Genomic DNA, 23,707 nt, shown 5'->3' with positions numbered 1-23,707 from the left:
GCGGGCAGCAGCATCCTACTTACCCGCGCAATAAACTCGCCGTCATCTCAGGTTAACTTCTTCTCGCCAGCGTCGCCCCATCGGCAAAATACGCTTTAATGCCCGCCAGAATCGACTCTGCGACCTGTTGCTGGAACGTCGCAGTCTTGAGCTTGCGTTCTTCTTCAATGTTACTGATAAACGCCGTCTCGACCAGAATAGACGGAATATCGGGCGCCTTTAACACCGCAAACCCCGCCTGCTCGACCTTGTTTTTATGCAGGTCATTAATTTTACCAAGCTGCTTCAACACCGCTTTACCGAATTTCAAACTATCGGCAATGGTCAGCGATTGCACCATATCGAACATCGTATGGTCGACATAACGGTCACCGCTTTTGCTCACGCCGCCAATTAAGTCCGAGGCGTTCTGCGTTTGCGCCAGATATTTCGCCGCGGTACTGGTGGCGCCTTTGGTCGATAGCGCGAATACGGATGAACCGCTAGGCTGCCGGCTGGTGAAGGCATCCGCATGAATAGAGACAAACAGGTCGGCGCGCTGTTTCTGCGCTTTCGCCACCCGGACTTTTAACGGAATGAAGATGTCTTCATTGCGCGTCATATAGACCTTCATGTTGCCTTCTTTTTCGATCAACGCGCGCAGGCGGCGGGCTATCTGGAGCACCACGTCTTTTTCACGCGTTTTGTATTTGCCTATCGCGCCGGGGTCTTCGCCGCCGTGTCCCGGATCAAGCATAATAACAATGGGGCGGTCGCGCCCCGCTTTACCGGGCTGCGGCCCGCTTTGCGAAGGCGGCACCTGCTTATCCAGATCGCCTTTATTGTAGTCTTCCAGCAGCGCCAGCAGCGGATCCTGCATATCCTGCGCATTGGCAGGATAAAGATCCATCACCAGACGTTCTTTAAAGCCTGCCACAGGCGCCAGCGCAAATAGCTGCGGCTTCACGTTTTGTTTTAGCTCAAAGACCATACGCACAGTCTTAGGATCAAACTGCCCTACCCTTGCGGATTTGATATACGGATCGTCGCTGCGAATCTGCGCGCCAATGCCTTTAAGCACCGAGTTCAGATTCACATCCTCAATATCTACTACCACGCGGTCCGGGTTACTTAAGGCAAATTGTTTATATTTCAGCAGACGATTCGACTCTACCGTGACGCGGGTATAGCTGGACGCAGGCCAGATACGCACCGCAACGACCTGGCTTACGGCAGCCAGCCCGACCTGGCTCACGCTTAATAGCCACATGGCGCCCGCGCCTTGTAGTAAACGGCGACGGCTGATTGCTGAATTGGCTCCCGACATGCTTCTCCCGAGCAAAAACTAAATAGAGATCATACAAAGTTCATCCAAATTGACCGGAAACTTTAGCGAATGACGCATAATCTGTCATCTATAAAAGGGTAAACATTCTTTTTATATTCACGGCATTACTAAGAAAAGCGATCGGACCGCATAAAATTTACGCTTGCACAGAGGGTAAAAACAGAATAAAAATACACTAATTTCGAATAATAATTCACTAGTGGGGCGCGCAATGATAAAGGAACGTAAAACCGAACTGGTAGAAGGGTTTCGCCATTCAGTTCCCTATATCAACACCCATCGCGGAAAAACCTTTGTCATTATGCTCGGCGGCGAAGCCATTGAGCATGACAATTTTTCCAGCATCGTTAGCGATATCGGGCTACTGCATAGCCTCGGTATTCGCCTTGTCGTGGTGTATGGCGCGCGACCGCAAATCGACGCCAATCTGGCCGCGCATCATCATGAACCGATCTACCACAAAAACACACGGGTGACGGACGCCAAAACACTGGAGCTGGTGAAACAGGCCGCCGGTTTACTCCAGCTTGATATTACCGCCCGTCTGTCGATGAGTCTGAACAATACGCCGTTGCAGGGCGCGCACATTAATGTCGTCAGCGGCAATTTCACCATTGCGCAGCCGCTGGGCGTTGATGATGGCGTGGACTACTGTCATAGCGGCCGTATCCGGCGCATTGATGAAGATGCGATCAACCGCCAGTTGGATAACGGCGCGATCGTTCTGATGGGGCCGGTCGCCGTCTCAGTGACCGGCGAAAGTTTTAATCTGACTTCAGAAGAGATTGCCACTCAACTCGCCGTTAAACTGAAAGCGGAAAAAATGATCGGTTTCTGTTCTTCTCAGGGCGTTACCAATAGCGAGGGCGGCATCATTTCTGAACTCTTCCCGAATGAAGCGCAGGCGCGGGTGGAAGAGTTGGAAGCGCAGGGCGATTACAACTCCGGAACCGTACGTTTTTTGCGCGGCGCGGTAAAAGCCTGTCGTAGCGGCGTTCGTCGTTGCCATCTGATCAGCTATCAGGAAGATGGCTCGCTATTACAGGAATTGTTCTCGCGTGATGGTATCGGTACGCAGATCGTCATGGAGAGCGCCGAGCAGATCCGCCGCGCCACCATCAACGATATTGGCGGTATTCTGGAGCTTATCCGCCCACTGGAACAGCAGGGCATTCTGGTACGCCGTTCCCGTGAACAACTGGAGATGGAGATCGATAAATTTACCATTATTCAGCGCGATAATATGACTATCGCCTGCGCGGCGCTGTATCCTTTTGTGGATGAGAAAATAGGCGAAATGGCCTGCGTAGCGGTACATCCGGATTACCGCAGCTCATCGCGTGGAGAAGTGCTTCTGGAGCGGGTTGCCGCCCAGGCGCGGCAAATGGGGCTGCGTAAATTGTTTGTTCTGACGACGCGCAGTATTCACTGGTTCCAGGAGCGCGGTTTTACGCCTGTCGATATAGAGTTACTGCCTGAGAGCAAGAAAAAAATGTATAACTATCAGCGACGTTCAAAGGTGCTGATGGCAGATTTAGGATAACAAGGGGGGCCTGATGGCGCTGCGCTTATCAGGCCTACGCTCGAAAGCATCATTTGGAGGCCGGATAAGACGCTACGCGTCGCCATCCGGCGAGAACTCGTCTTATCCGGTACGACTGACTTCATCAAATAAGGTGGCTAGCCCGCTGCGCCGCTCCGTACGCGTCACAATCGCGCCTGCCAGGATCCGTTCATCGGCATACAGCGATAACCGCCGCCGCGCCCGCGTAACAGCGGTATACACCAGCTCCCGCGTCACGACCGGCGAACGTTGGCTGGGTAAAATCAGCGCGGCGTGATCAAATTCAGACCCCTGTGATTTATGTACCGTCATCGCCCAGGTTGTATCATGTTCCGGCAGACGGCTGGGCTGAACGGACTTGATCGTGCCGTCCGGCATCACAAACCAGACGCGTAACCCCTGCCCGCGATCGAGCGCAATACCAATATCGCCGTTAAATAACCCCAGCGCGCTATCGTTGCGCGCAATCATTACCGGACGCCCTTCATACCAGCGAGAGTGCGGATGCCGCTGAATTTTTCGTTGCTGCACCATCGCCTGCTCAATGCGGTCATTCAGTCCCCTCACGCCAAATGGGCCTTCGCGCAGCGCACAAAGCAGTTGATACTCATTGAAAGCCTGAAGGATTGCCTCCGGCGCCGCTTTTTCATGCAGCAACCGCAGGTAGCGACCATAGCCCGCCAGCGCTTCATCCAGCATCCCGGCATAATCGTCGCTGCTTTGCAATGTACGCTTCTCTATATCGCTAAACCCCTGCTGAAAAACAGCCTGGATTGCCGACCTGTCGCCGCAGTTAATCGCCGCCGCCAGCTTGCCGATGCCAGAATCGCTGCCGAAACGGTAGCTCTTTTGCAATAAACAGAGGCTATCGCGTAAAGACGCGGCTTGCATTCCGGCCCCCGCCGGAATGGCGCTCCCTGTGAGTCGACTTAGCTGTCGGGCGCGTTCCGCCGTAAACCCTGCGTTGACATAGGCGCAAATATCGCCCAACACAGCGCCCGCCTCAACGGATGCCAACTGATCGCGATCGCCAAGAAAAATGACCCGCCCGTGCGGCGGCAGAGCGTCAATCAAACGTGACATCATCGGCAAATCAATCATTGATGCTTCATCGACCACCAGCACGTCCAGATGCAGCGGGTTGCCCGCATGATGGCGTAATCGCTGGCTGCCGGGCTGTGCGCCCAGCAGTCGGTGCAGCGTACTGGCGTCCTCCGGTATACGCTTTTTCTGCGCATCGGTAAGAGGAAGCTGACGCAACGCCGCGCCGAGCGACTCCGTCAGGCGTGCGGCCGCTTTCCCGGTCGGCGCCGCCAGCCGGATACGGCAACGTTCGCCATCCGCCATTTGAATTAATGCCGCCAGCAGCTTCGCGACGGTGGTGGTTTTACCGGTACCGGGACCGCCTGAAATCACGGAGATACGGCGAGTTAGCGCTACGGCGGCGGCCACCTTTTGCCAGTTCACCTCCTCTGTCGGAGGGAATAGCGCGTCCAGAATACGGGATAACTGATCTTCATCTACGGCGATGGCCTGGTTAACCTCGTTAAAAAAGCGCGCAACCGTACGTTCGTTGCACCACATGCGATTCAGGTAGAGACGATCGCCGCACAGAATTAACGGCGCGGGGCTATCGCCGCAGCTAACCGCCGCAGACGCCAGTAACCGCTTTTTCCAGTCGATTGGCGTAGGCGTTTCGCTTATCCAGGCGACCAGTAAGGGATGCGCCTCCTCCGTTAACGTTAAACGCGACAACGGCAGACACACGTGACCTTCACCTGCGTCATGACTAAGCAGCGCTGCCGCCAGCGTCACGGCGGGATCGTCGTTACCGGCGACGGTTAAAGCAAACTGGGCATCAATGGGCCGTAAGAGTTTTTGTTCAACGGCCTCCAGCAACCGCTCCTGGATTGTCATTGCGCCTCCTCACTCATTTCACCTGCAAACATATCATCCAGTTGGTTAATTAACGCCGCCGCAGGACGAGTGGTAAAAATACCCTGCTGCGGACGTTCGCTATCCACCCCGCGTAAAAAGAGATAGATGACACCGCCGAAATGGCGTTCATAGTCGTAATTCGCCATGCGATGACGAAGGTAACGGTGCAATGCCAGCGTATAAAGCTGGTACTGCAAATCATAGCGATGCGCCTGCATCGCCGCAGCCATCGCCGTCTGGGTATAAGCGGCGCTATCCTCGCCCAGCCAGTTAGATTTATAGTCGAGCAGGTAATAGCGCCCCTCATAACGAAAAACCAGGTCGATAAAGCCCTTTAACATGCCGCGAACCTGCATGAAATCCAGCGCAGGGCAACCTGCTGAAAGCGGGTCGTACCGACGAATCAACGCATCCAGCTCTCCGGCGGTAAGCGGCTGGGCAATCGGCAGATAAAACTCCATTTCGACCTGTTTTTCACGCTCGGTCAGCACGCTCAGACTAACGCCCGTCTCGTTAAGGGGAACGTGTAACACGGTGTCCAGCCAGCGGGTAAGTACGGGCTCCCATCGCGTTTCAAAACCACTCAGCTCCAGTTTTTCCTGTACCCATTGGGGGTCTATCGGTTGAGTAAAATCAAGCTCTTCAAACAGGCTGTGCAAAAATGTTCCCGGCGATGCCCCGCGAGGAAAGTGATGCGGCGTCATTGCCGGCGCTTCCGCCGCTTCGCCAACGCCTGCGGCGTCAATGTCGAGACGAGGAATAAGATCTTGCGCCACGCTATGTCCCCGCTGCTGCAAACCGGAATAACTGGTGACGCGCCAGCTATCATAAAGCAGGCGTTGCAGCGTTCTGGCGCTGAGTTCCGCGTGCGATGCAGCGGCAATTTGCCAGCGGTCGTTATCCGTATTGCCTGGCGTTCGACACACGATATCCTCGTCGCATAGCGCCTCAATACAGGCGCGAAGGCCTGCGGCATCCATCGGTTCGCCTTTTTGCAGGAGTCGCCCAAGCGCGCTTTGGTGCACATCCGTCTCGCCTTTCTTATCACTGCGACGCCGCACCAGCGGCGCGACGCCGAGGCTGCAATGCCACACTGCACGAGTCAGCGCGACATAAAGTAGGCGCAGGTCTTCCGCCAGGCGCTCGGCTTCCGCCAGTGCTACGCTCTCTTCGGCGTGACTAAGGTCCAGCACCGCCTCGTAGGAGTGCCTGTCGTGATAAAAAGCCTGGTCCTGCACGCGGAAATGGGTGATAAAAGGTAACCAGACCAGCGGGTATTCCAGACCTTTCGATTTATGAATGGTGACGATTTGCACCAGATGCTTATCGCTTTCCAGACGTAGTTGCTGGCTGGAAGCATTGCTATCGGGTTCAAGGATATGTTGCGCCAGCCAACGCACCAGCGCATGTTCGCTTTCCAGCTGCGAACCGGCTTCCTGTAACAGTTCGCTAATATGCAGAATATCCGTCAGCCGACGTTCGCCTCCCGCCGTCGCCAGCAGGTTTTCAGCAATATTGCGCGCCGACATTAGCGCGCGCAGCATAGGCATCACGCCGCGTTTATGCCAAATCTGTCGGTAGCCATCAAACTCTTCAACAACCGCATCCCACGCATTTTCATCATTGTTAAGCGTTTCGATATCCAGCGCGGTAAGGCCCATCATTGATGTCGCCAGAGCGCTACGCAGCGTATTCTCACGTTCGGGCGCCATCACCGCCTGCAACACCCACAGCATTTCCTGCGCTTCGAGCGTTTCGAATACGCTGTCGCGGTTAGAAAGATAGACGGAGGGGATCGCCAGTAAGGTCAGCGCATCCCGTATCAGCGCGGCTTCCCGCCTGCTGCGCACCAGCACGCTGATATCCGAGGCGCGAACGGGCCGCGACGAATCGCCGTTCGTCAGCAGCGCGTCGCCCGTTTGCCCGGCACGCAGCCAGTCGCGAATTTGCGTGGCGCACACCTGCGCCATATAACTTTGATAATCGCCCGAACCGCAGCTTTCCCCCTCCATTAGCCACAGGGTCATCGCCGGTTGAGGCGCGTCATTCACTTTAAATTGCAGCGACTGGTTTCTGGGCGCAAACTTTACCGGACTGAAGGGAATATCGCGGAACATAAAGGCGTCGTTCATCTGACTGAACAGCTTGTTAACGCTATTCACCATCCCCGGCGCGGAGCGCCAGTTAGTGTCAAGCGTATAGTGCGCGCTCACTTCGCTGCGAGCCTTCATGTAGGTAAAGATATCCGCGCCACGAAACGCATAAATCGCCTGTTTAGGATCGCCAATCAGCAATAGCGCCGTATCGGGTTGATGTCGCCAGATACGGCGAAAAATACGGTACTGTTGTGGGTCGGTATCCTGAAATTCATCGATCATCGCCACCGGAAAACGGGTACGAATCGCCGCAGCCAGCGCCTCGCCGCTTTCACTACGCAGCGCGGTATCTAAACGGCTGAGCATATCGTCAAACCCCAGCTCGCCGCGCCGGCGTTTTTCCTGAGCCACCGTTTCACGGATCTCTGAGAGCGCTCGGGTAAGAACCAGATCTTTAATCGATAGCGGTTCGCCTAACAGGTTATCGATGGCGACAAACAATGGGTGCTGGGGCGTCACGCCGCCAGCTTTGGTGCGCTCAGCTAAAAAACGCTGTGAAAATTTTCCCAACGCCTCGGGTAATTGATAGTTTTTCGTCTCTTCTTGCGCCCACGCGGTGATCTTTTCGATCCATTTCGCCTGATTGCCGCGGTTGAATTTTCTGCGATCGATGCCGGATGATTCGATCAGCGCGTCCAGCTCGCTAACCGCCTCACACCACTGCTGCTTCACCTGGTTGATGCGCGCCAGGATCTGTTCATGACGCGATGCCAGCGTCTCCTCCTGCGATGGCGGCGCTTTAATGACCGGCGCTTCGCCCTGCAGATAACGATCGATATCCTTTAAGAGCGCCTTCGGTCCCTTCCACACGTCAAACACCACCTGCGCGATGTCGCGCGGCAGCGGATAGCAATGACGCCGCCAGAAATCGGCGCAGGCCTGATAACGCAACAAAGATTCGTCTTCAATAAGCTGTTGCTCAAACAACATACCGGATTCGAAAGCGTTCAGGCTGAGCATACGCTGGCAAAAACCGTGGATGGTAAAGACCGCGGCCTCGTCCATTTGTCGTTCCGCCAGTAATAACCACTGCGCGGCCTGCTTTTTATCGCTAATTTCTTCCAGCAAGCGGGCATACAGCGGATTATCCGTGCTTTCCCGCAGACAGGCGATGCGCAACTCATGGATATTACTGCGGATTCGCCCACGCAGCTCTTCAGTGGCGGCCTCCGTAAAGGTTACCACCAGCAGTTCTTCAACGGTCAACGGACGGGGAAATGCGGCACTGCCGCCTAAACCGAGCAATAACCGCAGATACAGCGCCGCGATAGTAAACGTTTTGCCTGTGCCCGCTGATGCTTCAATCAGACGCTCGCCTGTCAGGGGCAAGCGTAGAGGATCAAGAGTCTCGGCGACATCATTCATTCTTTTCGCTCATTAGAGGTAACGTTTGCTGCAATGCGCTGACGTTATCCCACACTTTCCAGCCTGTCGGATGCACGTATTCTGCTTTTCCATTCTGGCTACCGGCAATCTGTGACAATATTGCCATACCTTGTGGTTCCACCACCGCCTGGTGGAAGAAGTCGGCAAGCTTTTGTGGCGTCAGCAATTTTATCTGAGCGATGATTTTATCACGCGAGTCAAAGCGCATATTACCCCGATCGAAATCCTTGCTTAAGCGGGATGCTTCTTCGCCCAACGTTTGCGGCGCCTGGCGCATTTGCGTAATGATCGCCTGCTGAATTTGGGCGAACTCTTCCGGCTTCATCGCCCTCAGCTTCGCCTCGGCGTCAGGGAAAAATGCCTGATAGCGTTGCCACAGGTAAGAGGGCTGTTTATCGTTGCTCTGTAGCAGGAATCCCATTCCCCACTGACGGCCAACGCTCATCGGAAAGGCGAAAACGGCGTATCCCAGTTGCTCTTCGGTTCGTAGCTGATTGTAAAACCACGGTTGAACAATCTGACCTAACATCGCGCTGTAGGCGGCGCTGACATACTCGTCGTAGCCGACCGGGACAAAGACCGCGGCTAACGCGGAGTCGGTGCTACTGCCCGCTTTTTCAAATATTACGGACTGCTTTTTCTCAACCACCACGTCTTTGTTACGACACCACGCCGATCCGTTCGCCGCGAGCTGTTTTTGGACATCTTGCGCCAGAGAGGTCGCCTGGGCTTCGCTCATATTTCCTATAACCAGAAATTCCGGACGAGCGCCCGTTTTTAACGCATTACGATAGGCCATCACCTCTTTCAACGTAATGGACGGCAGCAAAGCGCGACGTTCATCACGGGAAAAATAAGGCACCTGCGAAATCATCTGCACCGGCATAATCGCCTGTTCGTAGGCTTTTCCCTTCTCCGCAGAATCCATCATCTGCGTATACCAGGATTTCGCCTGCGCCAGCTGTTCCTCCGTGGCGTCGTAGCTAAAATATCCTTCCAGCAACGCCAGGAAAAGCTGCGGTAAACGCTGGGTATAACCGTTCGCAGTGACCATCAGACCATTGTTGGCGTTAGTGGAAAAGCTAATGCCGCCCACTGCCGCCTGGTTGCTGAGCTGATCGAGCGCCATTCCCGCCAGATAATCATTAAGGGCGAACAGTACCTGATTGCGGGCGCTGTCCATCGCCTGCGGATTACGCAATACCACGCTCACGTCAGCTTTTGGCTCGCTGGCGAAATAACGACTCGGCGCATAAACCACGCGCAAATCCGCTTTATCGACAATCAGTTCTGGCCGCACGTAGTTTTTGTCATTCTTAACAAGCGTGAAATCATCAGGAATATAGGGGTTTAACTCCGGCAGCGACAACGCAATGCCCTGTGCTTTTTGCTGCCAGTTTTTAAACGCCTGTTCGCTAATCTTATCGACCTGATAAGGCGCATCCACAAAATACGCCGTCTTATTATGGGGTTCCTGGGGACTGATGTACCAGATGCGCGCATTCTGCGGCGTCATCATCGCCAGGCGATTTTTGATAGCGGCAGGATCGTAACGATCGGCGATATTCGCCGCATCCAGCGTATGCGCTACCGGGACGCGGATCATAGTGTCCGCCAGCCATTCGACATAGTCCATATCGCGGGTAATCGACGGATAGCGGAAGTCGAGATCCAGCACATGCGCCAGCTCGTCAAAGTAACGTTTGTCTATCCCTTTTTCACGTAACGTATTGAGATAGCTGAAGATAGCTGCGACAACTTCATCACGATTGGCCAAACCTTTATCGGTCAGCGTTGCCGAAATGGCAAATACGCCGCTGTTACCATTAACAATCGGATCGGAATCCGCGCTAATACCTTCGACCAGTCCTTGTTTTTGCAGCCAGTCAGAGAGCGTCCCTGGGCTACGATTGCCAATTAGATAAGAGACCAGTTCATCGGTCTTGCTGCGGAACTGCGCGCTATTGTTATCAATACGAAACTCCACGCGCAGCACTTTACGCGGTAGTGCCGGCACGTAATGAATAATGATACCCTTCTGCGCCTCGGTGATGACAGGTACGGTAATTTCCGGTTTTTTAATCTGTTTATTCGGCACGCGGCCATAGGTTGCGGCGGCAATACTCGCCAGTTCCGGCAAGGGTTTATTACTGTAAATCACTGCCTTCATCAGATTAGATGAATAGTATTTTTCATGAAAAGCGATCAACGCCTGTTGCACCGGATTTCCCGGCTTATCGCTTAACGTTTCCAGATTGCCGCCAGAAAAGTGCGAGCCTGGATGCGCCGGGTTAATGGTTTCGGCGCTTACCTGCGCCATACGCATACCGTCGCGGGTGCGCGCCATCGTCAGCTCGGCATTCACCGCGTTTCGTTCGCGTTCGGCATACTTTTTATCGAGCAATGGCGCGGCAATGGCGTCGGCCAGGCGATCTACGGCGCCTGGTAGCGCGTCGTTTTCAACCTCCAGGTAGAAGGCTGTTCGATAAGGCGCGGTGCTGGCGTTGTGGCTACCGCCATGTCTTTTAAGGTATTCGGCAAGGCTATCCGCCTGCGGATATTTTTTTGACCCCATCAGGCACATATGCTCAAGATAATGAGCAAGCCCCTGATGAGCCTCAGGATCTTCAAGCGATCCAACGGGTACCACTAACGCTGAAAGCGACTTTACAGCCTGCGGATCGGATACCAGCAACACCACCATGTCATTATCAAGACGTATCGCCTGATACTGCCGGGTATCTTTATCGCTTTTACGGATAGTTTCTTGCAGCGGTTGCCAACCGATATCCGCCTGAACTGCAGGCCCCCAGAGGGCGACCAATAACAATAACGCTTTGAACCAGGTGCTGCGGGGCATTCACGGACCTCATCATTAACTTTCATTCCCACTCATCTGTATGGCCACGTAAACCATCGACCTGAGCAGAACGGGATATTATTGTGCTGAACCAGGCAGCATCTTTTTATCAGTAATCAGTCCGTGACGAAGAGCGCATCATAGTCGAAGCCTTTTAATTGCGCGATTTTCATACAATCAACGAGACTGATTAAAACGAAACAGCGGTAACAGGTAATGTCGGGACTGCGCAATGATAGCCTGCAACGTTTCAGATTCCAGCTGACGCCAAAGACGTTGATACCAGATATCTTCGCCTTCGCCGCTCACCATCATGTTGCCTTCATAAGCCTGTAAAAACTTTGTCCTGGCCTTCTGTAAGGTATCATCGTCGTCTAACATGACATCATTTTCAGCGTCATAACAGGCTTTTATCCATGCGCCGCCGCTTTCCGGCAGTACCAATAGCGGAGAAGACATGCCTTCCCGGTAGCCTTCAATCAGTTGCGCCAGGTAAGCCATTGCCTGCGTTTTATCAAGAGGCGGAAATCGCCACTCTCCCTCTTTGCGCAAAAACAGGCGACTTTCGCCACTCCCGCCGCTGGCACAATAGACAAGGTGTTCCAGCCAAAGTTGCACACCTTGCGCCACGCTGATTAAAGCGGGACGCCAGCGCAATAATCCATCCTCCTGTACCTGCGGTAGCCAGCCGGTTAGCTGAACGCCATTGCAAAGCAGATCCACTTCCAGGCTTTGGCTCGGCTTACGGCAGGCGATGACCCGGCTTGCCAGTTGCTGCATCTCCTGACATTGCGCATCCCAGAATATTTCGCCAAACGCGCCGTAAGGCAACTCTCCCGCAGCCCGGAAACGGCGGAACAAGCGTTCGGCGTCGTCCTCTTCAACCAGCGTATTGAGCAACTGTTGGTTAAGTTGATATCGCGTCAATCCCTCTAATTCAAACGGTTCCGCATCAGGAATCTCACTCTCTTCCGAGCGGAAATTAACCTGAAGCCGCATCTGAAAAAATGCGCGTACCGGATGGGCCCAAAAACGCTGCAGACTTTCCAGAGTCAATGTTTCCGGCATCGTAAAAGGAAGCGGCTGCACAAAGTCAGAATGCGCTTTTCCCGATTGACTCGCCGCGGGCAACCACTCTCTGGCATAACTTTGCTGTTCGCCGGGTTGGTAATTTTGCGCATCAAAAGGCATACGGGTATGCAGACGCGTAATATGCGCTTTGACTCGTGCTTCGCTCTCATCACAGGTCAGCGTTTCGTCGCCCGGCAAATAGTGGCTTTGTCCGATGTAATCCACCAATTCTTGCACCAGTACAGAGGGAAAGCGTTCGCTATTATCCTGGATGGAGCGACCGATGTAGCTGATATACAGCGTCTGCTGCGCCGAGATTAACGCTTCCAGAAACAGGTAGCGGTCATCGTCGCGACGGCTACGATCCCCGCGCATGGGTTTTTGGCTCATCAGGTCAAAGCCCAACGGCGCAAGCTGGCGCGGGTATACGCCGTCGTTCATTCCCAGCAGGCAAACGACTCTGAACGGAATGGAACGCATCGGCATCAGCGTACAAATATTGATGGGGCCCGCCAGGAAGCGCTGGCTAATACGTTCCTGATCCAGACGCTGCGCCAGTTCATCCCGCAGTAGCGAAATCGGTACCGCGTCGCCATATTCCGCCGCAACGCCTTCGGCGATAATGGCCTGCCACTGCTGTTCAATCAATGTCATTGCCGCTTCCGTGTCCGCATCGGGCAGGAAGAAATCATTGAGCATGTCGCGACAAACGGGCAGCCACTCTTCCAGCGGTCGCTCCTGCGCCAGACCGCGCCGCCAGATATTAAGCTGCATCAGCAGCGAAGCCAGATGCCCGACCAGCTCAGCAATCAGACCGCTGGATTCGTCATAAGGCAGAACCGACTGCCACTCGCCCTGGGCGCTTTCCATCGCATACCCCAGCAGCATACGCGTCAGGCCAAATTGCCATGTATGCTGCCCTGTGGCAGGAAGTTCCAGCTCGCGTACGTTGTCATCGTCAATTCCCCAGCGAATGCCTGACTCATTGACCCACAAGCGCAAATAACGCAGCCCTTCTTCGTTGATCGTAAAGCGGGCAGCCAATACCGGTACGTCTAACAACGCCAGAACATCCTCGGAGACGAAGCGGCTGTCCGGTAACGAAAGCAGGCTGATAAATGCCTGTAACACCGGATGTGACTGACGCGCCCGCCGATCGGAAATGGCATAAGGCAGATAGCGCTCCGTTGGCGCGCTACCAAATACCGCCTGGATAAACGGGCTATAGCTGTCAATATCAGCCACCATAACGATAATGTCGCGCGGCGTTAGCGTCGGATCGGCTTCCAGCATCGCCAGCAGGCGATCGTGCAGTATTTCCACCTCGCGCTGCGGGCTGTGACAAACGTGAAAAGAGAGGCTGTTATCCTCGGGATCGAGCAGACGCTTATTGTCGCTGCGCGAATACTCCTCAAGATTTACGCCCGCCACCGCATGGCTTTCCAGTTCAAGAATATCCGCCTGAATCCGATGCAAAAGATTATCTGGCGTAATATCAACAAACGCATCCAGTTCCTGGCTGTTTTCCAGTTCAGATAGCAGGTAGATATAATCCCGCCCCAGTTTTCCCCATGAGGCCAGTAGCGGATTACCGATATCCTGTTCACCGTCGCTGTTAAATAAGGCTTCCGGATTCTGGTTTTCACGGAACAACGGTAAATGACGGTCTTCAAAACTGTGACGACGCTGGCGAGCCATGAGTTTTGCCAGCCAGGCTGGGTCTTTAATATCCCCCCAGTAATACCGACACGGATTAGTAAAAAGGAGATGGATTTCAATATGTTTACCCAGCGCCTGCAATGCTCTGAGATACACTGGCGGTAACGCGGAAATGCCGCAAATAAAAACGCGGGACGGCAACCCTGGCGGGCAGGCGGTCGCGCTCTCCAGCGTCTGAATAAAGCGTTGGTAGAGATTGGCGCGATGCCAGCGCGGCTGCCCCAGCGCGGCGGTATATTCCACCAATGCTTTCCACAACGGCGCCTGCCAGTTTTGCGCCTCCCCCAGACCTTCCACGGTTTTTCCCGCTTCCCACTGCGTAAGCCAGTCAGGCCGATAAACCAGATACTGATCGAACAGGTCGGCGGCGCGCGCGGAAAGCTGAAAGAGTTTGCGTTTATCGGTGTCGTCGGTCAGATAATGGCGCAGCAGTACAAACTCATCCTTATCCAGCAACTGCGGCAGCAAGGTCATCAGTTTCCAGCTCATGCTTTGTTTGCTGAAAGCGCTTTCTTTGGGGATATCCGGCAACACGCGGACAAACATCTCCCAGATAAAACTCGCCGGTAACGGAAAAGCGATATTCGCCGCAATACCAAACTTTTGTGAAAGGGTCATCTGCAGCCACTGCGCCATACCCGTGCTTTGCACCAGAATCATTTCTGGTTCAAAGGGATCATCCAGCCGCTCGCGTTCGACGATGAACTCCATCAACGCTTCCAGCACATCCAGACGATTGGAGTGGTAGACCCTTAACATAATTACTCCTGACGATTAACGATTTGGACAATGCAAGCGCGTCATCTGCCCCTGCCTGCCAGAGGGTGAAACCATCGTGACGCTGATGCTGACACATCCCGATTGCGTTGTCTGCATCCGGTTGGCCTTCCAGTCCTCAGCAGGCGAAAATGGATACAGCGCCGTTTGCTGCCACGCCTGCCGCCAGATCTGGAGATACTGGTGTCGTAATGCAAAACTGTGCATTAATACCCGCTGATAGCCTGACAGCGCGGTGACGATCATTACCATTAGAACCATCGCCACTAAAACTTCCGGGAGGCTAAACCCGCGTTGTAAATTCAGGGGATGCGACATAACGCCACCTCTTTTAACGGACAAAAATCGCTCCAGCCGTGGGGAGAAAAGACAATGCTTCCCTGAATGACGTTTCCCAAACGCCATAACGTCATGCCGTCATCTTGCGCCGCCATCACCACCTCATCCCCCGATAATCTCCGCAAACAGACTCTCGCTCCTGAAGAGGAATAGCGCCGACATTCCATTTCGGTTACGCCTGACCATAGCTGCCCCCGTCCCCATTCCAGCGCCGACTGCACAAGCGCCTGGCGTTGTATCGCCAGGCTCTGCGTCGTCACGCGGGCGGCATAGCTGGCCTGCTGCTGATTTACGCCTTGCAGTAGCAGACTGCCCAGAATCAGTATTAAAAGCGCCAGTATTAGCGAAGAAGCGCCACGTTCCCGATTCACAGATTAAATCCCGTTACGCTGTATTGCGCGTCAATAACCGTCTGAGGCTCGGCTTTGCTGGCGCCGCGCAGATGCAGCATGAGCACTGGCGAGAATCCCGTTATATCCCGGCGCTCAACGGTAAACGCCGTGATGAGTACCGTATTGGGATCGGTCATTTTTTCCCATCCCTTACCCTGGCAAGATGTTGCTCCGCGTAATGTCTCCAGAACGTTATCCTTCACACGAAACCCGGTCTGGTCGGCCTCTTTCGCCGGTATGGTATCCCAGACACCGTTATTATTCCCGTCCCACTGAACGATGACGCATTGCCCCTGTTCGGCAAGATGTAACCCTTCGCCAATACAGTGACCATGACAGTAACCCGCACGTTGAAGATGCTTCGCTACGGTATAGGTTCGCTGCCAGATTTCATCTTCCAGCGATAACTGTCGCGTGTTGTGCCAGATTTCACGCTGTAGCGCCGGTAAAAATCGTGCGGACCCAAGCAGTAAAATGGAACCTATCGCCATCGCCAGCACAACTTCCAGTAGCGAGAACCCCCGCGTGGTTATTGACACGTGGCGGCCTCATTACGCTCGCATAGCCTGATTCGCCCCCAGGAGGAGACGACCAGACGCCACTCTCCGGCAGCGTTTTTCAGTACGATGTGCCCTGCCCATGCCGTATTGCGCAAGCCAAAGAAGGCTAACGACGGCGTGATATCGGCAAGGACGACATCACGCCAGTCGGGCGTAAACACAAAGGGGGAAGATGGCGTACACGATGTTTGCGTAGCAACAGAGCTGACAAAGCACCATGAACCGCCTTCGCTGACCACGCGAAGAATGTGATCGCGGTTATGCCAGTGAGCGTCCTCACGAAGTTGCAGCAGGTAATCCCGCACCTGACATGCGGTTTGCCACAGGCGCTGTTGCTGCTGCCAGCGTTGCCAGCCATAAAGTCCTGTGGCGCTGAGAATGATAATGAGCGACATCGCGACCACCGTTTCAATGAGCGTATAGCCCTGTTGTTTTTTCATGTCGGCAGTATGGCGGGCGGAAGAAAAATAACGAGCGCCAAATACAGATTGTTCGGCACGTTACGGAAAAAAGTTCATGTCTTGCAGCGCGTTGCAAAATTTCAGGAATCCGCGCCGAAGATTGAGACGAAGGGTAAAAAAAACCGACGCGCAATGACGTCGGTTATGGCAGGATCGTCAGCGCTTAGATAGCGACCGGCGCTTTAATACCGGGGTGCGGATCATAGCCTTCAATTTCGAAATCATCGAACCGGTAGTCAAAAAGCGAATCGGGTTTACGCTTAATGACCAATTTCGGCAGCGCGCGCGGTTCACGGCTTAATTGCAGGTGCGTCTGCTCCATATGGTTGCTGTACAGGTGCGTGTCGCCGCCGGTCCAGACAAAATCGCCGACGTCCAGGTCGCACTGTTGCGCCATCATATGCACCAGTAACGCGTAGCTGGCAATGTTGAACGGCAGACCGAGGAACACATCGCAGGAGCGCTGATAAAGCTGACAGGAGAGTTTTCCATCTGCGACATAAAACTGGAAAAAGGCGTGACACGGCGCCAGCGCCATCTTATCCAGCTCGCCGACGTTCCACGCAGAAACGATAATACGACGAGAGTCCGGGTCGTTTTTAAGCTGGCTTAAGACCGTGGCGATCTGATCGATATGGCGGCCATCCGGTGTTGGCCATGCACGCCACTGCTTACCATAAACCGGGCCTAAATCGCCGTTCTCATCGGCCCATTCGTCCCAGATGGTGACATTATTTTCGTGCAGGTAAGCGATGTTGGTATCGCCCTGCAAAAACCATAGCAGTTCGTGAATAATTGAACGTAAATGGCAGCGTTTCGTCGTCACCAGAGGAAAGCCTTCCTGCAGGTTAAAACGCATCTGATGGCCAAAAATGGAAAGCGTGCCGGTGCCGGTACGGTCGTTTTTCTGTGTGCCTTCATCCAGCACTTTTTGCATCAGTTCTAAATACTGTTTCATGGTTCCTCAGGAAACGTGTTGCTGCGGGCGGCGGCGATATGCCCAAACCATCATGATCGCGCCAGCGATAATCATCGGGATAGAGAGAATCTGCCCCATGCTGATGTACTGTACCCACGCGCCGGTAAATTGCGCGTCCGGCTGGCGGAAGAATTCAACAATGATACGAAACGCGCCATAGCCAATCAGGAATAATCCGGAGACTGCGCCCATCGGACGCGGTTTGCGAATAAAGAGATTAAGGATGATAAACAGCACCACGCCTTCTAATGCCAGTTCATACAACTGGGAAGGGTGGCGCGGCAATACGCCGTAGGTATCAAAAATAGGCTGCCATTGCGGATGTGACGGCAGCAACGCAATATCTTCCGCGCGTGAGCCAGGAAAGAGCATGGCAAACCGGAAGTCAGGATCGACGCGCCCCCACAATTCACCGTTGATAAAGTTGCCCAGACGCCCGGCGCCCAGGCCGAACGGAATTAACGGCGCAATAAAATCAGACACCTGAAAGAACGAGCGCTTCGTGCGCCTGGCGAAGATAATCATCACCAGTATCACGCCGATAAGCCCGCCGTGGAAGGACATGCCGCCGTCCCAGACGCGGAATAAATAGAGCGGGTTATCCAAAAACAGAGGGAAGTTATAAAACAGGACATAGCCAATACGCCCCCCCAGGAAGACCCCCAGGAAACCTGCATAGAGTAAATTTTCAACTTCGTTTTTGGTCCAACCGCTTCCCGGACGGTTAGCACGACGCACCGCCAACCACATCGCGAAAACGAACCCCACCAGATACATCAAGCCATACCAGTGAAGCGCGACGGGCCCAATTGAGAAAATGACCGGATCAAAGTCCGGAAAATGCAGATAGCTACTGGTCATCTGTCACCACAATTTCTTGTTATTTCGCTGAAGAGATAGCGATTGATAAGCGCGCCTGCGCGTTGCAGACGCTCCAAAGGTGCGAATAATAGCACAAGGGTTAAAAGCGAGATGCCGATTACCGTTAAAAGATATGTATACGCATTGTCTTTCATCTTGCAGGCGTGTTGTCTGCGCCGTGAATCCACAGTCACTCTCTTTTCCCGCTCCAGTCGTTACAACCCTCCGCGAATCAATCCCCCCATCCCGCGGCGCTCCATAAACGCCGCCACCTGATGACGCACTTCGGTCGCCATCTGCGCCTCAAGGCTGCGTCTGGCAAGGGTTTGCGCGTCTTCAAAATCGATATGCCGCAGCAGATATTTCACACGCGCTACCGAACGGCCATTCATCGAAAGATGGCGATATCCCAGACCGATAAGAATCGCCACGCACATCGGATCGCCCGCCATCTCGCCGCACAAGCGAAGATCGAGGCCATTTTTTTCGGCTTCCTGCGCAATCATGCTCAGTGCGCGCAGCATAGCCGGATGCAGACTGTCGTAAATACTGGCCACGCGGGTATTGTTGCGATCTACCGCCAGGATATATTGCGTTAAATCGTTGGTGCCGACCGAGATAAAGTCGATCCGGTTAGCCAGATGCGGCAGCATAAATACCATTGATGGCACTTCCAGCATAATGCCGATACGCGGTTTCGGGATCGCATAGCCGATCATCTCCTCGACCTCGCGCCCGGCGCGTTCGATCAGACGTCGCGCTTCATCGACTTCATCAATACTGGTGACCATCGGCAACAAAATGCTGAGGTTGCCAGTCGCCGCATTGGCGCGCAGCATCGCGCGGACCTGGATCAAAAAGATCTCCGGCTGATCCAGCGTAATGCGGATCCCGCGCCAGCCCAGACACGGGTTCTCCTCGCTGATCGGCATATAGGGCAGTTGCTTATCCGCTCCCACATCCAGGGTCCGCAGCGTCACCGGTTTATCGTTAAACATTTGCAGCATCCCTTGATACTGCGCCACCTGCTCTTCTTCCGAGGGAAACCCGCTTTGCAGCATGAAGGGAATTTCAGTACGGTACAAGCCGATACCGTCGATCCGACTGCCTAACTTTTCCTCATGCTCGGGGCTGAGCCCGGCATTCAGCATCACTTTGATACGCTCGCCGCTTTTCAGTTGGGCGGGAAGATTGACGTCGTCCTCCGCCAGACGACTGAGTTCTATCTCTTCACTAATGAGCCGCTGATATTCCTGAATAAGCACGGGTTCAGGATCGACCAGTAATTCACCGCGATAGCCATCCACCACCAACGTACGGCGATGTAGCACCGAAGGCTGGATATCAGCGCCCATGACAGTCGGGATACCGAGCGCGCGCACCATAATCGCCGCATGCGAGTTTGCCGCGCCGTCGCGCACCACAACGCCCGCCAGCCTGTCCTGCGGCAGCTCCGCCAGGGTGGTCGCCGACAGCTCATCCGCGACCAGAATAAAACGTTCCGGCCAGGCGTTTGGCCCCTGAACTGAATCATCAAGGTGGAATAACAGCCGCTGCCCCAGCGTGCGTAAGTCTCCCGCACGTTCTTTGAGGTAGTTATCGGTTAGCGCCGCAAATTGCTCGGCAAATTTTTCGATGATTTTTTTAACGGCCCACTCCGCAACAGCGCCTTTGTCGACCTCGGCGAAGAGTTCGCGACGCAGTCTGGCGTCTGAAAGCAGGTGTGAGTACAGATCGAAAATGGCCGCCGTCTCTTTTTGCGCGCCGGCGGCAAAGCGTTTGCTGTATCGTCGGAATTCGTTCGCCGCCTCTTCCAGCGCGCCGGTCAATCGTTCGCGTTCAAGAGAGGTATCCAGCGTAGACGCTTCGTAAACCTGTTCCATCAGCGGCATGGTCGCGTCTTGCCAGCCCGTTGCGATAGCCACGCCCGGCGACGCAGGAAGCGCACGAATTCGCGTCTGCCGGTATTGCCCGAACAGCGCTGTGACCTGCGACTGTGACAGGATAGCCGCCATTTGCGTAGCGAGCGTGACGAGGAAAGACTCTTCGCTTTCATCGTACTGGCGCAATTCGCGCTGCTGTACGACCAGCACGCCGAGAAGTTGGCGACGCTGAATGATCGGCACGCCGAGAAACGCGCGAAAACGCTCCTCTTTTACCGAAGGAATGTATTTAAAGCTGGGATGTTTTTGCGCATCGGCAAGGTTAATGGGTTCCGCCAGTCTGCCCACCAGACCGACGATCCCCTCATCAAACGCAAGCGCAACGGTTCGACCACGCGGTTTTTTCAACCCCCGCGTCGCCATCAGGTAATAACAGCGTCGGTCATGATCGGCCAGGTAAACCGAACAAACCTCTGTATCCATCGCAAGACAGATATCCGTGACCAGAATATTCAGCGCCTCGTTCAGACGCGGCGCACTGGCCACTTTTTCGACTATTTCGCGCAGGCGAGTGAGCATAATTTGCGTGGCTTAACCTCTTTTACGTCGATAAGCAGGCGCGCTTTGTAGCTTAGGGGGATTATCCTGAAGCGCCATGACAACACTTGCAAACTCTTTCATTACCCTGCGGTAGACATCGCGTTTAAATGACACCACTTGTCGAACCGGATACCAGTAACTTACCCAGCGCCAGCCGTCAAACTCCGGCGTACTGCTGGTTTGCATATTGATTTCGGCGTCGGCGCTCATTAACTGCAAAAGAAACCACTTTTGTTTCTGGCCGATACATACCGGCTTTGTGTCCCAACGCACCAAACGTTTTGGTAACTTGTAACGCAACCAGTTGCGAGTAGAAGCAAGGATCCGCACATCTTTACGGCTTAACCCAACTTCTTCAAACAGTTCCCGGTACATCGCCTGTTCTGCCGACTCCCCTGGATTTATCCCGCCCTGCGGGAACTGCCAGGAGTGCTGACCAAATCGCCGGGCCCACATCACCTGCCCCTGACGATTACAAATTACGATACCTACATTTGGGCGGTAGCCATCGTCATCAATCACCGGACTACCTCAACATAAACCTTATATATGAACGATTGTTTCATACTCCAGTGAGGCGGTAAACCACTCTGTAATAGTGACACAGCCTAATAACAATTGAATAACTCACAGTAAATAGCCGAGTTATAAACAGATGATGACGCCCTTGCGCCATTTTATTCACCTTTTCTGTGGATATAGTTGTGAAGAAGTATGGAATTACCACGGGAAAACCCAGAACAGTCTGAATTCCTCATGCTGGAGACAGTAAAAATAGTGCCTTATATTCATTGCGTTATAGACCAATCTTACATGCCACCTTCATAAAGCGTGACCAGCATCACATCTAAGATCCTTATGCTGATGAAAGATCAACCAGCGTCGGTTTTATCCACAGATTGTGCCAATAACTTACGCACTATTTGTCTGAATTTTCGATTTTCGTCGCACGTCAAGGCTGTAAATGGAAACAGTAGTGGTGGTTTTACACAGTTATCCCAACTTTCTGTGGATAACATAGTGTAAGATCCTGTTTATTGTCAGTGACCAGAATTGGAAAACCCGCTTCAGTGTTGCGCAACACGAAGAAACAACACAAAAAAGGCAATAAAAATCAGTCTATTGAATATAAGACACAGAAAAAGATAAACTCTGCCCATACGGTATAAAATTACTGCTCATTTTTTGACCTAAGGTAATGGTAATGTCCGCTCTTTGTCCGCTACTGACTCCGCCTGCTTCGGAAGCATTGCTGTTAGCCCAGGCGCGGCAGCTTTCCGGCTATACGTTAGGCGAGCTGGCGACGATAGCCGGCATTACCACGCCTAAAGATTTGAAGCGAGACAAAGGCTGGATCGGCGTCTTGCTGGAGATCTGGCTCGGCGCCAGCGCCGGGAGCAAGCCGGAGCAGGATTTCGCCGCGTTAGGCGTAGAACTGAAAACCATCCCGGTGGATAGTCTGGGTCGTCCTCTGGAAACAACCTTTGTTTGCGTGGCGCCGTTAACCGGTAACAGCGGCGTGACCTGGGAGACAAGCCACGTACGCCATAAACTGAAGCGCGTACTATGGGTCCCGGTCGAAGGCGAGCGTAGCATACCGTTAGCCGAACGCCGCGTAGGTTCGCCGCTACTCTGGAGTCCGAGTGAAGAAGAGGACAGGCAGCTACGCCTCGACTGGGAAGAGCTGATGGACATGATAGTGCTGGGCCAGGTGGAACGCATTACCGCCCGTCATGGCGAAGTCTTGCAACTGCGACCCAAAGCCGCCAATGCCAGGGCGCTCACCGAGGCTATCGGCGCGCGCGGGGAACCTATTTTGACGCTACCGCGTGGATTTTATCTGAAAAAAAATTTTACGCAGGCGCTGCTGGCTCGCCATTTTTTATTGCAGAATCCGTAACGTCCATTACACGCAAATGCGCCTCCGCTATGGCTACGCGTCGGACCGACGCTCGATAAACGTAAGCGTATTGTCGCCGCTATTTTACACCGTTCCTGGTTGCGCAAATTCAGCCTGGGCTTTCGCCCGTCACTCGACGGGCCTATAATTACCGCTTCTTTTTTTGGCAGGACTTTGTTCGATGTTATTTGCATGGATAACCGATCCTAATGCCTGGCTGGCGCTCGGTACGCTGACGCTGCTGGAGATTGTACTTGGGATCGACAACATTATTTTTCTTTCTCTGGTGGTAGCAAAACTTCCTACGGCGCAACGGAACCACGCACGGCGGCTTGGGTTGGCGGCGGCGATGGTCATGCGCCTGGCGCTGCTGGCGTCAATCGCCTGGGTCACTCGTCTGACTAATCCGCTGTTTGAGCTTTTCGGCGAAGCGATTTCCGCCCGCGATCTCATTCTTCTACTGGGCGGGTTATTTTTAATCTGGAAAGCCAGCAAGGAGATCCATGAGTCCATCGAAGGCGAAGAAGAAGGGTTAAAAACCCGGGTTTCTTCTTTCCTGGGCGCAATAGTGCAGATTATGCTGCTGGATATTATTTTCAGCCTTGATTCAGTTATCACAGCGGTTGGTCTCTCCGATCATCTGTTTATTATGATGGCGGCAGTCGTTATTGCCGTGGGTGTCATGATGTTTGCGGCACGGCCCATCGGCGAGTTTGTTGATCGCCATCCGTCGGTAAAAATGCTGGCGCTCTCCTTTCTGATCCTGGTTGGCTTTACCCTGATTCTGGAAAGTTTCGACGTTCACGTTCCGAAAGGGTATATCTATTTCGCCATGTTCTTCTCTATCGCAGTAGAGAGCCTGAACCTGTTGCGTAATAAAAAGAATCCGCTGTAATCCTGTTTCGCTCCCCCGCCGGGGAGCGAATACTCACTT

General features: G+C 53.8%; 16 protein-coding genes. 3 read left to right on the top strand and 13 right to left on the bottom strand.

Annotation, left to right across the window (positions count from 1 at the left end; translation table 11 throughout):
- Positions 1-52 precede the first annotated feature (52 nt).
- Complete coding sequence (gene amiC / locus QEN31_RS04320; protein ID WP_000011919.1) at positions 53-1,306, bottom strand: N-acetylmuramoyl-L-alanine amidase AmiC; 1,254 nt, start codon at positions 1,304-1,306, stop codon at positions 53-55.
- A gap of 232 nt (positions 1,307-1,538) precedes the next feature.
- Between amiC and argA the strand changes: the two genes are divergently transcribed.
- Complete coding sequence (gene argA / locus QEN31_RS04315; RefSeq protein ID WP_000588968.1) at positions 1,539-2,870, top strand: amino-acid N-acetyltransferase; 1,332 nt, start codon at positions 1,539-1,541, stop codon at positions 2,868-2,870.
- A 102-nt stretch (positions 2,871-2,972) separates the two neighbouring features.
- Here the strand turns inward: argA and recD are convergent, their stop codons facing one another.
- From recD to rppH, 12 genes are all read right to left on the bottom strand, one after another.
- Positions 2,973-4,808, bottom strand: coding sequence for an exodeoxyribonuclease V subunit alpha (gene recD / locus QEN31_RS04310; RefSeq protein WP_000155146.1), 1,836 nt, complete (start codon positions 4,806-4,808; stop codon positions 2,973-2,975).
- A complete protein-coding gene (gene recB, locus QEN31_RS04305) occupies positions 4,805-8,350 on the bottom strand; it encodes an exodeoxyribonuclease V subunit beta (RefSeq protein ID WP_001000536.1) in 3,546 nt (1,181 codons plus the stop codon). The genes recD and recB overlap by 4 nt, the downstream gene beginning before the upstream one ends.
- Complete coding sequence (gene ptrA, locus QEN31_RS04300; protein WP_001138242.1) at positions 8,343-11,231, bottom strand: pitrilysin; 2,889 nt, start codon at positions 11,229-11,231, stop codon at positions 8,343-8,345. Before ptrA ends, recB begins: the two co-directional genes overlap by 8 nt.
- Positions 11,232-11,408: 177 nt before the next feature.
- Complete coding sequence (recC, locus tag QEN31_RS04295; RefSeq protein WP_000946832.1) at positions 11,409-14,780, bottom strand: exodeoxyribonuclease V subunit gamma; 3,372 nt, start codon at positions 14,778-14,780, stop codon at positions 11,409-11,411.
- 15 nt (positions 14,781-14,795) lie between these two features.
- Complete coding sequence (locus tag QEN31_RS04290; protein ID WP_000019291.1) at positions 14,796-15,116, bottom strand: prepilin-type N-terminal cleavage/methylation domain-containing protein; 321 nt, start codon at positions 15,114-15,116, stop codon at positions 14,796-14,798.
- Positions 15,101-15,508, bottom strand: a complete 408-nt coding sequence (locus QEN31_RS04285; protein ID WP_001078532.1) for a DUF2509 family protein — start codon at positions 15,506-15,508, stop codon at positions 15,101-15,103. Before QEN31_RS04285 ends, QEN31_RS04290 begins: the two co-directional genes overlap by 16 nt.
- Positions 15,505-16,068: a prepilin peptidase-dependent protein gene (locus QEN31_RS04280; RefSeq protein WP_000029153.1), complete on the bottom strand. Its 564-nt coding sequence runs from the start codon at positions 16,066-16,068 to the stop codon at positions 15,505-15,507. Before QEN31_RS04280 ends, QEN31_RS04285 begins: the two co-directional genes overlap by 4 nt.
- Complete coding sequence (locus QEN31_RS04275; protein ID WP_000744668.1) at positions 16,059-16,529, bottom strand: prepilin peptidase-dependent protein; 471 nt, start codon at positions 16,527-16,529, stop codon at positions 16,059-16,061. The genes QEN31_RS04280 and QEN31_RS04275 overlap by 10 nt, the downstream gene beginning before the upstream one ends.
- A 184-nt stretch (positions 16,530-16,713) precedes the next feature.
- On the bottom strand, positions 16,714-17,508 hold the full coding sequence (thyA, locus tag QEN31_RS04270; protein WP_000816247.1) for a thymidylate synthase: 795 nt from the start codon (positions 17,506-17,508) through the stop codon (positions 16,714-16,716).
- 6 nt (positions 17,509-17,514) lie between these two features.
- Complete coding sequence (lgt, locus tag QEN31_RS04265; protein WP_000204645.1) at positions 17,515-18,390, bottom strand: prolipoprotein diacylglyceryl transferase; 876 nt, start codon at positions 18,388-18,390, stop codon at positions 17,515-17,517.
- Between the two features lie 215 nt (positions 18,391-18,605).
- Complete coding sequence (ptsP, locus tag QEN31_RS04260) at positions 18,606-20,852, bottom strand: phosphoenolpyruvate--protein phosphotransferase (RefSeq protein WP_064239710.1); 2,247 nt, start codon at positions 20,850-20,852, stop codon at positions 18,606-18,608.
- A gap of 12 nt (positions 20,853-20,864) precedes the next feature.
- Entirely contained in the window at positions 20,865-21,395 is a 531-nt protein-coding gene (gene rppH, locus QEN31_RS04255) for an RNA pyrophosphohydrolase (RefSeq protein ID WP_000564481.1), read from the bottom strand.
- 682 nt (positions 21,396-22,077) lie between these two features.
- Between rppH and mutH the strand changes: the two genes are divergently transcribed.
- Positions 22,078-22,773 (top strand): DNA mismatch repair endonuclease MutH, encoded by a 696-nt coding sequence (gene mutH, locus QEN31_RS04250; RefSeq protein ID WP_064239711.1) that lies wholly within the window; start codon positions 22,078-22,080, stop codon positions 22,771-22,773.
- 181 nt (positions 22,774-22,954) lie between these two features.
- On the top strand, positions 22,955-23,668 hold the full coding sequence (locus QEN31_RS04245) for a TerC family protein (protein WP_000895635.1): 714 nt from the start codon (positions 22,955-22,957) through the stop codon (positions 23,666-23,668).
- Positions 23,669-23,707: the final 39 nt, after the last annotated feature.

Origin of the sequence: Salmonella sp. SA15303 (assembly GCF_029962125.1) — a bacterium.
GTDB classification, from domain to species: Bacteria; Pseudomonadota; Gammaproteobacteria; order Enterobacterales; family Enterobacteriaceae; genus Salmonella; species Salmonella enterica.
This window is presented reverse-complemented; position numbering and strand designations above follow the sequence as displayed.